Consider the following 16,453-nt stretch of genomic DNA (forward strand, 5'->3'; position numbering starts at 1 on the left):
ACGAAATGGAAGAAAAGTACTTTAATCATCTGTAAGTATCTGCTCTTTTCGTGTCTACTTTATTGACATCTATCCAATTGAAATCTCTAGATTGAATTGTGAGTGTACATAGATTTTTATTTTCTGCACAGCTTTAAATGATTCCGGATACAACTGACAAACTTGTTTATATAACTCTATAGTTTCTGATCCATCATTGAAAATTTCACCATCGATAATTCGTTGAACAAAATACTGTAAATGCGTCGTAAAACGCATATAATTCGTTGATTCTTCATCTAAAATTATATTAAAATGCCGCTCAACGATTGATACTAGATCTGCTAATGTTTGCATTTCTAAAATATGACTTTTACGGCTCTCGCGTCCTTCTTCCATATTGACAAAATGTAAACATATCGAAACAGCTTCATCTTCCGGAAGCTGGAGACCCTTTTGCTCTTCAATCATTTTTAATGCCTTAAGTCCTACTTTGAAATAATCAGGATAAAATCGCTTAGTATCCCAGATCAATGGACTCTTAATAAATTGTTGCTTTTCTACTCGTTTCAATAAAAACTCCAAGTGATCAAGAAGAGCCAAACTTAAATAATCACTTGCTTTGATACCTAACTGTTCCTCTCCATAGGAAATAATATTGTTAATTAAAAAAATATCGTTAGGATCTGAATGAGATAATAGATAGCTAAAATGGTCCAGCATATCGAAAGAATCAAGAATGTACATTTTTTCAATTTCCTTTTCCTCAATTTGCTGCCCTTTTTTCTTTTTAAAACCAATTCCTTTTGAAACGATAAAGACCTCGTTTCCCCCTCGCTTTACCAATGCAACATTATTATTTAAGATTTGGCTGATCTTCATTTTTTCCTCCTTTCCAGAAAAAAAACCCAAGAAAATATACAGTGAGACATAGGTCCCCTGATATACTTTCTTGAGTTCTGCCTGATTATTTTCAGTAACATACTCACAACTATGACTCCAACGTCACAATCGGTCTTTTCTCTTATTTATTTTATAGATTCATTCTAAGACATGAAAATATAAATGTCAACGTTTACTAAAAATGTTACTACTTCTATTTTAGTGTTAGTATTGGTTCTACTTTTATTTTTAGATAAAAAGCTAGAAACCTCATGCATCAAGGTTTCTAGCTCTAAAATAGGTATTACCCCACAGACCCTTCTAATGACTCTTTTGGAATTCAGGATAAAAGAATAGGCTTTATAGGAGTATTTGTCTAGAAAACTATTAATAAGTGATGGCGTTACTGTTAACTCAGACGTAGCCAATATCGTACCCAAAAACAGCAGGTAGAGAAGTTATTTGAGGAACCAAATTGATATTCTTCAGACACCAAGTCAAGTTCCTATACACTAATTGAGAATAGTTGATAGTTCAATATTATTTGGAAGTAAATTTCAAAGGTATACAATATTTTGTGTAAGTTACAAGATATTGTGCACCCACTTCACTGATCTTATAAGTGGCCTTTCCATTTCCATCATCGTCTACTTTTTCCGAGCCATCTTCAAAGAAAATGATTTTTCCTCCATCTGCTTTAGTGATGAACTGCCTGTATGCTAATACAGTGAACATATTTTTTGCTATACTTCTAAATTAACTAGAACAATTTTTGAAAAGACTGTTCTCATGGTAGACAAACATAAATTTGATGAAGAATTAAAAAAATCAATCGTTAAACTTTACGAACGTGACAAATCTCAAAACGCTCTTGTTAGTGAATAGTGATAAGCTTTTGTCATCATTCAACATAGAAAAACTCCTTTCGATGCAATGAGCGGTTGGTGTCCACTAATTAGCCTATCGAAAAGAGTTTTTATCATTAAAGCCATTTCATCCATGTTTTACGAACGAAACTGATCAAATTCATTAATTAAAAATTGTTTCTCCTAAAATGACTAAGTAGTTTTTTATCTGCCTTTAACCAATGGTTCTGCTTGTTGGTTTTTCTTTCGTTGGATATAAACGAGATCCAACAATAGTCCCACAACAGCTAGTACAATTGCTGTGTAGAAAGCTTGGGTAAAGTCACCATTATGATTTGCTGCCATACCAGTGGCAACTTTTGGTCCAAAAAATGCTGCTGTTGAATACCCGATAAAAACGATACCATAGTTGACACCTTGATTGACGGGACCGTAGTTTTCCATAACCATCGATGGAAAAACACCCATTACGCCACCAAAACATAGACCCAAGCCAATAATACCTATAGCAAAAGCAGCTGTTCCTGAAAGCAAAGCTAGTACTAATAATGAACAAGCCACCACGGTATAGATAATCAGCAACGTTTTAGTCCGTCCAAGACGATCAGAAACGGTTCCCCAAAGAACCCGACCTAAGCAATTGCTTAGAGAATAAAGACTTACGTAAAACGCAGCAGCTGCTGCAGTTAAACCAAACATTTCTTGTCCAATGACTGCAGCGTTTGATGCAATCATCAATCCAGAGAATGCACCGACGCCCAGCATAAAAATAATTAAATAAAATTCTGGTGTCTGCAACATTTTTTTCCAATTTTTATTAATTGGACCATTGCCACTTTTTACAATCGGAGCTGTCCATCCCGCTGGTTTGAAGTCATTCGGTGCATTTTTAATAAAGAAATTGGCAACGACAACAACCAGTATATAAGCGATTCCTAACATCCGAAAAGCGTATAACGCATCCTGTGATTCGATCAGGCTATTGGCAATTGGTGCAGCAATAATCGCAGCCCCACCCATTCCTGCTGTGATCAATCCGGATGCTAAGCCCCGTTTGTCTGGAAACAAGCGTAAGGTATTGCTTAGGCAAGCAGAATAGGCAAATCCTTGTCCCAATCCGGCTAAAATACCATAAGTAAGGTAAAGCATACCTGGTGAATTTACTAGTCCAGTCAAGAAAAATCCTACGCCGAAAAGAAGCCCACCAAAGAAAATCGTCCATTTGGCTAATCCTCTATCTGTTAGAAATCCACCAAGAATCATAGTGATTGGGCCAACAGCGGCATTAATAGTAAACGCCAACATAATTTCTGACATGCTCCAACCCTTTAATTGACTTAATGGACCTGCAAAAACGCTAAACGCATACACTGCGCCAGTACACAATAATACTGCCGTTGAAGCAATTAAAACTGGCCAGCGATTCAATGATTTATTTTCCATTTTCTTCCTCCATTACTATTATTGTTACAAAATTCACATGAATTTTTAAAACCGACAAATGAACAATTTATTAATTTACCAAATCAATGAGCAGTTTTCCTACTCACTGATTTAGCAAATTTTTCTTGTACTATGAATGAATCACTTATTCAAAGAAATCTTCAATCGCTGTTTTCCCAGCAATCCGTCCAAAGGTAAAGATATCTGTTAAAGAATTTCCTCCTAAACGATTTCCTGCGTGAATTCCACCGGCAACTTCCCCAGCAGCGTATAATCCAGAAATTTGTTTTCCATTTTTGTCTAAAACATGTGTCTGGGTATCAATCTTCAATCCACCCATAGTGTGGTGAACGGCTGGTTTTCTTGGCGTCGCATAGAATGGTGCTTTCGTAACTTTTAGATCGAAAACATCTTTGCCAAACTCAGGATCATTCCCTGCATCTACATAAGAATTATATTTTTCAATCGTGTCTTTTAGAATTGCCGGGTCCATTCCAAGTTGTTCTGCTAACCCTTCAATCGTTTCTGATCGGAATAAGGTTCCTGCAGCGACTTGTTTGTCTAATTTTTCTTGATTTGTATTGTAAGCTGTTTTTTTGATTTCATCATCGGCAATTAAGTAAAACAGGCTGCCGTTATCAATCGCCGCTTGGGTCAAAACATCCCGACTTTCATACTCATTAACGAACCGTTTACCTTTTTGATTGACCATAACAAAGTTTGCTGGCGGTACTTGTAGCCCACTGAATAGTGCTCCGGTGTTTGGATCAGAAACAGGCATCATTTGTGAAAAGCCCATACCTACTAAACCTGCTCCCGCGCTCTCACCTAGTTCGATTCCGTCGCCGGTAATCGCAGGTGAATTTGATGTTTTAATATCGTCATCAATTTGTGTCCAATAAGTATTGTATTGTTTCAACATTTTCGTGTTAGCACCAAACCCACCTGAAGCCAGAACCACTGCTTTTGCATGAATTGTGACTTTTTGATTATTAATGCCCCGACCAACAAGGCCTACTACATTGCCATCTTCAATCAGTAATTCTTTGACTGGTGTATCAGTCAGAATCGTACCATCATTTTTCTCAACAAATTCCTTTAATGCAGAGATAAAAGCAAAGCCTTCACTTTTAAGAGGTTTGTGTCCCCGACGCCATTTTGCACCAACTGGCATATCCACGTGATTTTTATCAAACGCTACGCCAACTTCTTCCAACCATTCAACTGATTCCAATGCATGATCCGTTAAAATTTTTACAAGATCGTATTGGCCATAAATGACATTTCCTTTTAAGTCTGTCCGTTTCCCACCAAGATAGGTTTGGATTCGATGCCAAATTGAGGAATCAAAAAGATATTCTTTCGTGTCTGTAGTTTCTTTCAAATAAGCACTTATTTGTTGTTTCAATGTTTTAAAATCGGCTAAATATTCTGGATCGATCGTACTTTCATCTAAATGTAGCATTTCTTCCAATGTTGTACTTTCACCTGGTAAAGCATCGAAGCCATTTTGCCAAGCGGGATCTGCTGCATTCATTGGTCCTCCAGCTCGAACTGTATTGCCGCCAAGCGCAGGGAATTTTTCAACGAGAATCACTTTTTTCCCGGCCTGCAAAACACTGGCTGCAGCACTTAGACCTGCGCCACCACCGCCGACAACGACAACATCTGTTGTGTATTCTACCGCTTTTGTTTGAGGGCTGAAGCCAGTTTTGGGACGTTTTCTTAAAGCATCAGGATTTGCTCCGGCAAGTTGTACTGCCTTTGCCACTCCATCAACTACCCCATGACTGGTAACTGAAGCCCCAGAAACAGCATCGACATTCAAGGTTTGCCCATCAATGATTTCTTGGGGAATTCTAGTGAAGACAATATCTGCAATTCCTTCTGATTCACCTGATGTATCAATATCGATTGTTTCGATTCGATCATCGCTTAAAGTGACAGTCATTGGTAGATTTCCGTTATGTCCCACCGCAGTCACTTCATATTTTCCTGGTTCAAAGGTGATGTTTTCTGGGACGTTCAACAAATTGGCAATTTCTGTAAAACGGACAAATTTCCGGAAACAGCTTTCTAAAAATTCAATCGTTCTAGCATCCTTCAAGTTTCCTTCTTCATCAAAGGCTTGTTGCGCACGACCTAATAAAAATTCACTTCCTGGCATAACCGAAGCATTTACTCCCGGTGCGTCCAAAATTTGGCGCAAATGCAATTGTGCGCGGGATGATCCTTGAACATCATAAGAAGCTCCAACAATCATGACTGGTTTGCCATCTAAAGGATGGATATTGAAAGACAACCATTCCAAAACGCTCTTTAATGCAGACGGGATGGAGTGATTGTGTTCAGGTGTCGCAATGATGACCCCATCGGCTTCGCTGATTTTTTGGTTGAGGGTTTGAATAACTGTGCTTTCTGTTTGATCATTTGTTTCATTAAACATTGGTACATCTTTAATTTCTAAAATTTCAATTTCAGCAGAATCTACGAAATGTTTTTTCATGAATTGTACAAGTGTTCGATTATACGAATGATTGGCATTCGTTCCAATAAGTGCTACATATTTCATTTTTCTTCCTCCTCACTATACTTCCCATGAAAATGGTTTGGTTTGTTTTTTGCTGCGATCCTTTAATAATTGATTGGTCAACGTCACAAAATGCAGAAACTCATCAAAATCTTCTTCCAGTTCCGCAACCTTCTCTTGATCCTTCAGGTTTCCTTCTTCATCAAAGGCTTGTTCTGAATGGCCTAATAAAAATTCAGCACTTGGCATAAGACGGGCTTTTAATTCTGGCGCATCTAAAATTTGGCGTAAGTGTGCCTGTGCCCGAGAAGATCCTAACGAACCTAATGAAGCCCCTGTTACCATTACTGGTTTATCGATCAATGGTTGCGTCGTATAAGATAGCCATTCCAAAACACTTTTCAAAGCAGCAGGAATTGTGTGATCATATTCTGGTGTACTGATAACCACACCATCTGCTTCGGTAATCTTATCTGATAGTGTTTGGACTGCTACCGGTGGTGTTTTATCTTCCGGTTCATCAAAAGCTGGGATATCTTTGATTTCACAAAGTTCGATGGTTGCTTGATCAGAAAAATGACTTTGGATAAACTGTAATAATTTTCGATTGGTGGAACGATCTGAGTTTGTTCCAACGATTCCAATAAGTTTCATTTAAAAACTTCCTTTCAAAATTAAATGTGATGTATTTAACAATGTTGGAGAAAAAAATTTATGCTACTCAAAAAATGCGTAAATAGCTTTTTTATTCTTCCTTTTTTTGTAGTAAATATCGTTTCCATTTACATAAGGTCAGTCTAATCCTTACGCAACTATTTGTGAAATATTTATTTAATTATCATACTATAAGTATTTTGTTATAATTGAAAAAAATTGGAGGGATACTCATGGCTCTAAAAGACTCACCCACGATGCTGCATTATTTAGATATTCTTCTAAAGCATGGGAATTACACCAAAGCAGCCAAAGATTTATTTATTTCGCAGCCTTATTTAACCCAAGCGATTCAAAAAGTAGAACAAGAATTAGGAGCTGAGATTATTAATCGTCATACCGGTCACCTGCAATTGACAGAAGCTGGCAAGGTTTACTATCAATATTTAGAAACCCTCGAAATAGAGGCCTCTCAACTTCAAAAGAAATTGGAGCTATACACAGATCCCGACCAAACAAAAATTCGAGTGGGCATCTTGTCTAGCTTGGGAATTTTTCTCCTACCGCTTTTTCTACCGGAATACCTGCAAAATAATCCAACAGTGAAATTGTTGTTGGATGAGAAGTTACCCAAAACCAATGAAAGTAAGGTGCTCAACGGTGAAACGGATTTTTACATCGGTCAAAATCCCGAGACCGTTTCCCCAAATCTAAAGGTTTACGAGTGTTCAAAAGAAAATTACTATGGTGTCTTTCCCGACTCTTCTCGTTTTTATCAACCGGGTATTCGATTGTTAGACTTAAAATCGATTGCAATAAAGGACTTGCTGCAAGAAAAATTTGTGCTGACATCCAGTGGATCAGCTATTCGTCGTCAAATGGATCAGCTCTTTCAAAAATATAAAATCGAACCCGCAATTTCTCTAGAAAGCGAGAATATCTATACTGTGGTGGAACTTGCTAAAAACGGTCTTGGGTTGGCCATTGCTCCGGAAAGTGTGATTTATTCTCTTAAATCCGGAAATTATAATTTGTTTCCGGTTACCGAATTATCTCTAAGCTATTTCATTGCTCATCGAATGGATAAGACACTCTCAAAAGCCGAAGAAAATTTTGTCACCGCTTTTTTAAAAGGTGTTCGACAACAAGATTTCTCTACTTTATTTCATGAATAACAACCAACTAAAAAACTCACGAAGGTTGAAGTGAACCTAAAAAGTTATACTTTTATGGAGTGGAGAATTTTGAAATTAGTATAATAAACTAGACAAGAGAATGTGAGAATCTAGATTATATCAAGAAGCTTTATTGTTAAAGCTTTTCAAGAAAATATATTTAGACTTGAGAGGAAAAATCGTCAAAAAACTGCAGAAGACAGGGGCGAATTGGCTCATTGAGAAGCTGATACTGTGGCTGATAAATCTGGAGATGCTTGTCTAGTGACTTAATCACGATTTCTTCAGCAGGAAAAACATCAGAAAATAAGCGGTTTGTGTGAGCGAGAAAATGATAGAACTTTTAGGTCGTATCACTAACGGTGTAGTAAAAACGATCACTACTGATATAGCCGAATCGTTGATTGATGAAATATCAAAATATTCAGAAACTCTTATTGATTTGTTTATAGGAATGGCTGGCTCTATCACATACTCGAAAAATATGAACTGCCGAAGATCACATTACATGGTTTTCGTCATATTCATGCTAGTTTGTTGTTTGAATCCGGTGAAAGTATAAAAGCGGTTCAGGAACGTTTAGGGCACAAAGATGTCAAAACTACTATGAATATTTACCTTCATGTTACTCCTGAAAAGATTAAGAGGAGACTGGCGAGCGATCTGCAAAATATGTTAATTTTTGACGAATGGCATTCACTAATCTATGAATACAAAACAAAAAGCCCCAAAACGTTATCCTATCAACGTTTCGGGAACTCACAAAATTTCTAACCCACACTGCCTTCCATCTCATATTGGATCAGACGGTTTAGTTCTACAGCGTATTCCATTGGTAGTTCTTTGGTGAATGGTTCTACAAAGCCCATTACGATCATTTCGGTCGCTTCTTGTTCAGAAATACCGCGACTCATTAAATAATAGAGTTGTTCTTCGGAAATTTTTGAAACTTTGGCTTCATGTTCTAAGGAGACATTGCCGTTTAAGATCTCATTGTATGGGATCGTATCGGAAGTAGATCGATCATCCATGATGATCGTGTCACACTCGATGTGGCTGAACGATCCAGCACTGTCGCGACCAAAGCGAACGGTTCCGCGGTAATCAACTGCACCGCCGTCTTTAGCGATTGATTTTGAAACGATCGTGCTAGAGGTATTTGGCGCATTGTGGATCATCCGAGCACCATTGTCCAATACGATATTTTTGCCGGCTACAGCGATCGATAACATTGTGCCGCGCGCGCCTTTGCCTTCCATATAGACACTTGGATATTTCATCGTTACTTTTGATCCTAAGTTGCCGTCGATCCATTCCATTGTCGCATTTTCTTGTGCTTGGCCCCGCTTAGTTTCTAAACTATAGACATTGTTAGACCAGTTTTGGATCGTCGTATAACGGCAATAGCCGTCTTTTTTTACAAAGACTTCAACGACTGCGGCATGCAGACTGCTTGAAGAGTAAGTTGGTGCGGTACAACCTTCTACGTAGTTGATACTTGCTCCTTCGTCCACAATGATCATCGTCCGTTCAAATTGTCCGGTGTTTGCCGAATTGATTCGGAAATATGATTGGATTGGAATATCCGTTTTTACACCTTTTGGTACATAGATAAAACTTCCGCCAGACCAAGCGGCTGAGTTTAAGGCAGCTAATTTATTGTCTGAAGGAGGAACTAAAGTCCCAAAGTATTCCTTGAATAGTTCAGGATATTCTTTCAGCGCTGTATCCGTATCAGTGAAGACGATTCCTAATTTCGTGAATTCTTCTTTCATATTGTGATAGACCACTTCTGATTCATACTGAGCGGAAGCACCAGCTAAATAAGCTCGTTCTGCTTCAGGGATCCCGATACGTTCAAAGGTTGTTTTAATTTCTTCTGGTACATCTTCCCAGTCGCGGGCTGGTTTGTCGCTTGAACGAATGAAATAATTAATTTTATCAAAATCCAATTCGGACAAGTCCGGTCCATATTCGGGCATGTCTAATTTTCTGAATGTTTCTAAGGATTTCAAACGGAAATCCAACATCCATTCTGGTTCTTCCTTTGCGCGGGAGATTTCGCGAATGACTTCTTCCGATAGGCCATCGCCAGTCGTAAAGACAGGTTCGACATCATCATGAAAGCCAAATTGATATTCTTCGATTTCAGGTACACTCATGTATTCCCGCTCCTTTTTTTCTCTTGATTTTTTTAATTTTTCTTTTTAAAAATAGAAATTTGATGTTCAGGTCATACGCCTGGTCTGTACTTCGGTATTTTTTTCTTTAAAGATCTCAAGCGTCAAATTTGATACCCTATTCTTTATGGTATTGTCCTTCACGGGCTTTGCCTTGTTCATCCGTCAAGGCTTTACCTAATGCTTTCCAAGCTAGTGTTGAGCATTTGATTCGTGCTGGGAATTTTGCGACACCACTGAGCATCGCCGCATCTCCTAAGGCTTCTTCATCTTTTTCAGGTATCTCGTTGCCTTGGACCATTTGTGCAAAGATTACGGCTAAATGTTCTGCTTCCGAGACTGGTTTGCCGATCACAGCTTCTGTCATCATCGATGCACTCGCTGTTGAAATCGAACAGCCGCTGCCAGAAAACGCGATGTCCTCGATCACACCGCCTTTGATGATCAGTTCTAGTTCGATCACATCGCCGCATGTCGGATTGTTCAGCTCGATTGTTTGTGTGGAATCATTTAGTTTTCCATGATGATGCGGATGAGCAGAATGATCCAAGATCACTTGCCGATACAAATTATCTAATTTAGATAGCGCCATCTTTGAAAAACTCCTTCGTTGCCTGAATTGCTTCAACCAAACGGTCTGCGTCTTCTTTCGTATTATAGAAATAGAAGCTGGCCCGCGCTGTCGCTGGCAGATTCAAATAGTTCATTAACGGCTGTGCACAATGATGACCTGCACGTACCGCAATACCTTCCATGTCCAAAGCAGTCGCTACATCATGGGGATGAAGTCCTGCTAAATTAAAGGCGATCACACCGGTATGATGTTCCGGATCTTGCGGTCCATAAATAGTGAGGCCTTCGATTTCTTGTAATTTAGGTAAAACATAAGCCACTAATTCTTGTTCGTAGCGATGGATGTTTTCCATTCCAAGTTCGTTCAAGTAATCGATCGCTCCACCTAGTGCGATTGCTCCTGCAATGTTTGGTGTGCCGGCTTCAAATTTCCATGGCAATTCTTTCCATGTACTATCGTAAAGATTTACAAAATCGATCATTTCTCCGCCAAATTCCACAGGTTCCATTTGTTCTAACCATTGGCGTTTGCCGTATAATACACCGATCCCGGTTGGTCCGCACATCTTATGTCCGCTAAAGGCAAAGAAGTCGGCATCTAACGCTTGGACATCAACAGTCATATGCGGTGCCGCTTGTGCGCCGTCAACGATCATGACCGCTTGCTGAGCATGGGCAAGTTTTGCTAATTCTTCGATTGGATTAATCACACCTAAGACATTGGAAACGTAAGCTAATGAAACGATCGCAGTTTTTTCGTTGATAATTTCTTGTGCTGCGGTCATATCGATAAAACCTTCATCCGTTAATGGCAAGTAACGCAGTGTTGCGCCTTTGCGTTGTGCTAGTTGCTGCCATGGAATAATATTGGAATGATGTTCCATATAAGAAATGACGATCTCATCGCCTTCTTTGATAAACGCATCGCCATAGCTGCGTGCTAACCAGTTTAGTCCTGTAGTTGTTCCCCGCGTGAACAAAACTTCAGCAGTTTCTTTTGCATTGATAAAAGCGCGAACTTTTTCGCGGCTGTTTTCGTAATCTTTGGTCGCCCGTTCAGCTAGCGTATGTACGCCGCGGTGAACATTGGCATTATCTGTTTCATAGTAATGACGCAACACATCTAAGACTTGCGTCGGTTTTTGTGTAGTCGCCGCATTGTCTAAGTAAACTAGCGGTTCATCATTTACTTCTTGAAAAAGAATTGGAAAATCTTTTCTAATAGTAGAAAAATCCCTCATTATTTACTCAACTTCCCTTCAATCGTATCGATCAATTGCTCTTGAGTAGCTTTAGTTGGAATAGCTGTAATAACAGGTCCTAAGAATCCGCGAATAACTAAGCGTTCAGCTGCTGATTTTTCCAAGCCGCGACTCATCAAGTAGAATAATTCATCCGGATCCACTCGACCAACACTAGCCGCATGTCCAGCAGTCACTTCGTTTTCATCGATCAAAAGAATTGGATTAGCGTCTCCGCGAGATTTTTCAGACAACATCAATATCCGACTTTCTTGTTGTGCGTCGGCACCTTTTGCGCCTTTTAAAATATGACCGATTCCATTAAACGTCAACGTTGATTTCTCTAAAATGACCCCATGTTGTAAAATATGGCCGATCGTATGAGGCGCTTTGTTCGTTACGCGAGTATCGATTCCTTGGATTTGTTTGCCGGTGCTGATCGCGACGATTTTCACTTCTGAATGGGCTCCTTCGCCAACTAGATCAGAATCAAAGTCTGCGATCACATTGCCATCATTCATAATCCCGATCGCCCAATCAATCATCGAATCGCGCATCAAGTAACCGCGGCGATTCATATATGTCGCGATATTTACGCCTAATGAATCAACAGCAGAGAATTTCACATGCGCTCCTGGTTTCGCGATCACTTCGACCACGACATTGCCTGATAATTTCTTCGCCGCATCGCCATGTGATTCGAACCGTTCCAAGTAAGAAAATTCACTGTTGGTTTCGGCTACGATCAGCACGTGTTTGAAGAAATGAGCCTCGTCATCTCCGTTATGCAAAAATAAACTTTCGATTGGTTCTTCGATCACGACGTTTTTTGGTACGTATAAAAAGACCCCATTGTTCATAAACGCCGCGTGCAAAGCCGTCATTGAATTTTCTTCAACTGGAACTGCTTTTTGCATGTAATATTCTTTGACCAATTCAGGATGTTCTTGCAGTGCCGTGACTAAATCTGTAAAAATTACACCTTGATCTGCAAGTTTAGCCGGGATTTGTTCAAAAACAGTTGTTTCGCCTGTTTGTACGATCAGCGGATTGTCTTTCATTTCATCAAAGCTTGGAATCGTTCCAACTGCTTGTTGGTGTTCCGGTTTTACGTTATAAAGATTCCAACGCGCAAATTTCACTTTCTCGATTACGGGCAGTGGCAGTTCATCGATTTTATTTAGTGCGTCGACCCGTAAATCCGTCATCCATTGAGGTTCGGCCCATTCAGCTGAGTAAGCTTTGACGGCCTCAAGATATTCTGTCCATTTTTTCATCTATCTTGTCCTCCTAAACTTCTTCTTTGTAATCGATACCTAATTCAGCAGAGATCCCTGCGTAACCTTCAGCTTCTAAACGTTTCGCTAATTCTGCGTCACCAGTCATGACTACTTTGCCGTCCATCATGATATGCACCACATCAGGCACGATATAGTTCAATAATCGTTGGTAATGGGTAATGATCAACGCACCAAATTCTTTGCCGCGCATTTCGTTGATCCCTTTAGAAACAACTTTTAATGCATCGATATCTAAACCTGAGTCGATTTCATCTAAGATCGCAAATGTTGGTTCGATCATCAATAATTGTAAAATTTCATTTCGTTTCTTTTCTCCGCCTGAAAAACCTTCATTTAAATAGCGTTCTGCCATTTCTTCCGGCATATTCAACAAGTCCATTTTTTTGTCTAATTTTTTCAAGAATTGCATCACAGAGATTTTTTCATTTTCTCCACGGCGCGCATTAATCGCTGCCCGCATGAATTCAGCATTGCTGATTCCTGGGATCTCACTTGGATATTGCATCGCTAGGAATAAACCTAAACGTGCTCGTTCATCGACTTCCAAGTCTAAAATGTTTTTGCCATCGAAAAGGATCTCGCCTTTAGTGACTTTATAATTCGGGTTGCCCATGACCGCTGCTGATAAAGTGGATTTACCAGTCCCATTTGGTCCCATGATGGCGTGGATCTCTCCCGTTTTCATCACAAGGTTTACACCTTTTAAAATTTCTTTATCATCAATGGCAACGTGCAAGTCTTTGATTTCTAAAACTGACATGAAAGTACCTCCAAAATTTTTTTCTCGTTCTCACATATTTTAGACTAAATGAGAATGGAATACAAACTGATTCACTCATTTTATTCTAATAAATCGTTTTTTTATTTAGAATTATTATAAAATTGCTTTTCTTGATTTTATTCTGAACCAGTATTTTTTGATTAAATAGACTGATTGCCTCTCTTTTTTTAAATTTTTAGACGCTGTTCGTTAGTAAACTAAAAAATAGCGCTGAAAGAGTCATCTCTTTCAGCGCTAAGTCGACTTTATTCAGTGACAGGTTTTACAGAACCGTCCCATTTTTCTAAAATCCAGTCTTGAACGTCTTTTTCATGTAAGACTTCTACTAATTTTTTAACGCTGGCATCATCTTTGTCTTCAGTCCGAACTGCTAAGATATTTGCGTATGGTGATTTGTCTTTTTCAAGTAATAATGCATCTTTGACTGGGTTTAAACCAGCTCCATAAGCAAAGTTGGCATTGATCGCTACTAGATCGCCTTCGTCATTTTCGTAAGTTGTTGCAAGTAATGCAGGATCGATTGAATGTTCAAATTTCAATTTTTTTGGATTTTCAGCAATATCATCAAATGTTGCTGTTTCTAAATCGACTCCGTCTTTGACTGTTACTAAGTCAGCATCTTGTAAAATCGTGATGATCCGACCCCAGTCAGATTCAGAGTTTGAAGTAATGATCGTTGCGCCATCTTTCAAATCTTTGATGTCGCTGATCTTTTTAGAATAAAAACCCATTGGCTCGATGTGAACAGAGCCAACATCAGAGAATTTATAGTCATTTTCTTTTACGGCTTTGTTGAAGAATGGTTTGTGTTGGAAATAGTTGACGTCAATGTCTCCATCTGCTAACGCTTTGTTAGGTAATACATAGTCATCAAATTTTTTGATTTCCAGCTTCACGCCTTCTTTTTCAAGCAATGGTTTTACATGTTCCAAGATTTCTGCGTGAGGTGTTGGTGATGCCCCGACAACTAATGTTTTTTCTTCTTTACTGCTGCTGTCAGCTGAATCTGATCCGCTGTTTCCACAAGCCGCCAATCCTACTGTTAATAATGCTACTGCTGCAAATCCCAAAATTTTCTTTTTCATTACTAATTCCCCCTAAATAATTTTAATAGATTTAAATGTTCTAACTATCAGCGTTTATCTGTTTTCTTCGTCAAGAAATCGCCGATACCTTGAACGATGAAGACGATAATCAAAATGATCACTGTCGCTACTAAAGTAACGGTATAGTTGCCTCGTTGATACCCTTCTTGCCAAGCTAACGCCCCAAGACCTCCTGCACCGATTGCACCAGCCATTGCGGTGAAACCGATCATTGAAACGGCGGTAACGGTCAACCCAGAGATCAAAGCCGGCAAACTTTCTGGGATCAAAACTTTATAGATTGTTTGGAAATAGCTGGCACCCATCGAGTCCGCTGCTTCTAAAACACCAGAGTCGACTTCCCGAAAAGCGATTTCGACTAACCGTGCGTAAAATGGTGCTGCCGATAAAACTAAGGCGGGTATTGCGGCTTTAGCTCCTAACATCGTTCCTACTAATGTTTTAGTAAACGGAATGATCAAGACCATTAAGATCATAAATGGTGTCGAACGGAAAATATTGCTAAAAATCGAAACCAATCCGTATAATACGCTGCGTGTCTTAGAGTGTTTGCGGCCTAACGAATACAGTAGCAAGCCTAGCAACAAGCCTAAAATAAACACAATCAGCATTGAAATGATCGTCATGAACAACGTATCATTGATCGCTTCTTTTAATGTATCCCAAGAAACTTGTTGGAAATTTAAATACGTCTCTGTAAAACTCTTATCCACGATGCAGCACCTCCACTCCGACTTGTTGGCTCTCGATAAAATCAATCGCCAAATCAATTTCTTTCGGCTCTCCGGTCAGCTGAACCGTCAGTATCCCAAAAGAACTGCTGGATGCCCGTTCGATATTCCCATAAACGATACTGATATTGATTGGGAATTTTCGGATCGCTTGCGAGACGACCGGCTCATTGGCATTATTTTCTAAAAAGTGCAATGTCGCTAAAGTCCCAGTCGGATTCTCTTTGATAAATTCTGCCAACAAATCTGAAGGATCTGCTTTTGGTTCGAGATCTTGCTGTACGAAAATCTTGGTCACTTCCTGTTGTGGATGGCGGAAGACTTCGCGGACAGAACCTTCTTCGACGATTTTTCCTAATTCCATCACAGCGACCTTATTACAGATTTTGCGGATCACATTCATCTCATGCGTGATCAGCACGATCGTTAAACCTAATTTCTGATTAATGTCTGCTAATAATTCTAAAACTTCTTCTGTCGTCTGCGGGTCCAGCGCGCTGGTCGCTTCGTCGCAAAGCAGAATGTCTGGATCGTTGGCTAATGCCCGAGCGATCCCGACCCGTTGCTTTTGCCCACCAGATAATTGAGAAGGATACGCATCTCCTCGACCTTGGAGCCCAACTAAATTCAATAACTCTTCTGCTTTTTTCTGTCGCTGACCTTTTTCCACACCTGCTAATTCTAGTGGAAGCTGGATATTTTCGATCACTGTACGCGACCACAATAGATTAAAATGTTGAAAGATCATTCCAACTTTTTTACGGAAAGTTCTTAACGCCGCACCTTGCAGCTTAGCAACATCTTCACCATTGACTAAAACTTGTCCGCTTGTCGGCGTTTCTAATCCGTTTAACAAACGAACCAATGTACTCTTACCCGCTCCTGAATAACCAACGATGCCATAGACATCTTTTTCCTCGATCGCTAGGTTGATTCCATCGACTGCGTGGATCGGTCCTGTTTTACCGGCGAAACTTTTTCCCACTTGATTTAACTCAATCAACGCCATCT

General features: G+C 39.4%; 13 protein-coding genes and 1 pseudogene. 2 read left to right on the top strand and 12 right to left on the bottom strand.

Features of this window, described 5'->3' with window-relative positions; translation table 11 throughout:
- Positions 1-69 precede the first annotated feature (69 nt).
- The 4 genes from FFM63_RS06655 to FFM63_RS06670 form a co-directional block, all read right to left on the bottom strand.
- Positions 70-861 (bottom strand): PRD domain-containing protein, encoded by a 792-nt coding sequence (locus tag FFM63_RS06655; protein WP_137609540.1) that lies wholly within the window; start codon positions 859-861, stop codon positions 70-72.
- 1,070 nt (positions 862-1,931) lie between these two features.
- Positions 1,932-3,170, bottom strand: coding sequence for an L-lactate MFS transporter (locus tag FFM63_RS06660; protein ID WP_137609541.1), 1,239 nt, complete (start codon positions 3,168-3,170; stop codon positions 1,932-1,934).
- 145 nt (positions 3,171-3,315) lie between these two features.
- Positions 3,316-5,742 (bottom strand): flavocytochrome c, encoded by a 2,427-nt coding sequence (locus FFM63_RS06665; RefSeq protein ID WP_137609542.1) that lies wholly within the window; start codon positions 5,740-5,742, stop codon positions 3,316-3,318.
- A gap of 15 nt (positions 5,743-5,757) precedes the next feature.
- Positions 5,758-6,354: an NADPH-dependent FMN reductase gene (locus tag FFM63_RS06670; protein WP_137609543.1), complete on the bottom strand. Its 597-nt coding sequence runs from the start codon at positions 6,352-6,354 to the stop codon at positions 5,758-5,760.
- Positions 6,355-6,587: 233 nt separating this feature from the next.
- On the opposite strand from FFM63_RS06670, the gene FFM63_RS06675 reads away from it, so the two are divergent.
- Entirely contained in the window at positions 6,588-7,529 is a 942-nt protein-coding gene (locus tag FFM63_RS06675; protein WP_137609544.1) for a LysR family transcriptional regulator, read from the top strand.
- Positions 7,530-7,982: 453 nt separating this feature from the next.
- A pseudogene (locus FFM63_RS06680) lies at positions 7,983-8,215 on the top strand (tyrosine-type recombinase/integrase); the annotation flags it as partial.
- Between the two features lie 84 nt (positions 8,216-8,299).
- On the opposite strand, the gene sufB reads toward FFM63_RS06680, so the two are convergent.
- The 8 genes from sufB to FFM63_RS06720 all read right to left on the bottom strand — a co-directional run bounded on the left by sufB (position 8,300) and on the right by FFM63_RS06720 (position 16,451).
- Positions 8,300-9,691, bottom strand: coding sequence for a Fe-S cluster assembly protein SufB (gene sufB / locus FFM63_RS06685; RefSeq protein WP_137609545.1), 1,392 nt, complete (start codon positions 9,689-9,691; stop codon positions 8,300-8,302).
- A 136-nt stretch (positions 9,692-9,827) separates the two neighbouring features.
- Positions 9,828-10,301: a Fe-S cluster assembly sulfur transfer protein SufU gene (gene sufU / locus FFM63_RS06690; protein WP_137609546.1), complete on the bottom strand. Its 474-nt coding sequence runs from the start codon at positions 10,299-10,301 to the stop codon at positions 9,828-9,830.
- Positions 10,288-11,523, bottom strand: a complete 1,236-nt coding sequence (locus FFM63_RS06695) for a cysteine desulfurase (RefSeq protein ID WP_137609547.1) — start codon at positions 11,521-11,523, stop codon at positions 10,288-10,290. Before FFM63_RS06695 ends, sufU begins: the two co-directional genes overlap by 14 nt.
- Positions 11,523-12,800, bottom strand: a complete 1,278-nt coding sequence (sufD, locus tag FFM63_RS06700) for a Fe-S cluster assembly protein SufD (RefSeq protein ID WP_137609548.1) — start codon at positions 12,798-12,800, stop codon at positions 11,523-11,525. Before sufD ends, FFM63_RS06695 begins: the two co-directional genes overlap by 1 nt.
- Before the next feature lie 13 nt (positions 12,801-12,813).
- On the bottom strand, positions 12,814-13,584 hold the full coding sequence (gene sufC / locus FFM63_RS06705) for a Fe-S cluster assembly ATPase SufC (RefSeq protein ID WP_137609549.1): 771 nt from the start codon (positions 13,582-13,584) through the stop codon (positions 12,814-12,816).
- A 266-nt stretch (positions 13,585-13,850) separates the two neighbouring features.
- Positions 13,851-14,690 (bottom strand): MetQ/NlpA family ABC transporter substrate-binding protein, encoded by an 840-nt coding sequence (locus FFM63_RS06710; protein WP_137609550.1) that lies wholly within the window; start codon positions 14,688-14,690, stop codon positions 13,851-13,853.
- 47 nt (positions 14,691-14,737) lie between these two features.
- On the bottom strand, positions 14,738-15,424 hold the full coding sequence (locus tag FFM63_RS06715; protein ID WP_137609551.1) for a methionine ABC transporter permease: 687 nt from the start codon (positions 15,422-15,424) through the stop codon (positions 14,738-14,740).
- On the bottom strand, positions 15,417-16,451 hold the full coding sequence (locus FFM63_RS06720) for a methionine ABC transporter ATP-binding protein (RefSeq protein WP_137609552.1): 1,035 nt from the start codon (positions 16,449-16,451) through the stop codon (positions 15,417-15,419). The genes FFM63_RS06715 and FFM63_RS06720 overlap by 8 nt, the downstream gene beginning before the upstream one ends.
- Between the last annotated feature and the right edge of the window lie 2 nt (positions 16,452-16,453).

This window comes from Enterococcus pingfangensis, assembly GCF_005405205.1.
In the GTDB taxonomy this organism is placed as follows: domain Bacteria; phylum Bacillota; class Bacilli; order Lactobacillales; family Enterococcaceae; genus Enterococcus_A; species Enterococcus_A pingfangensis.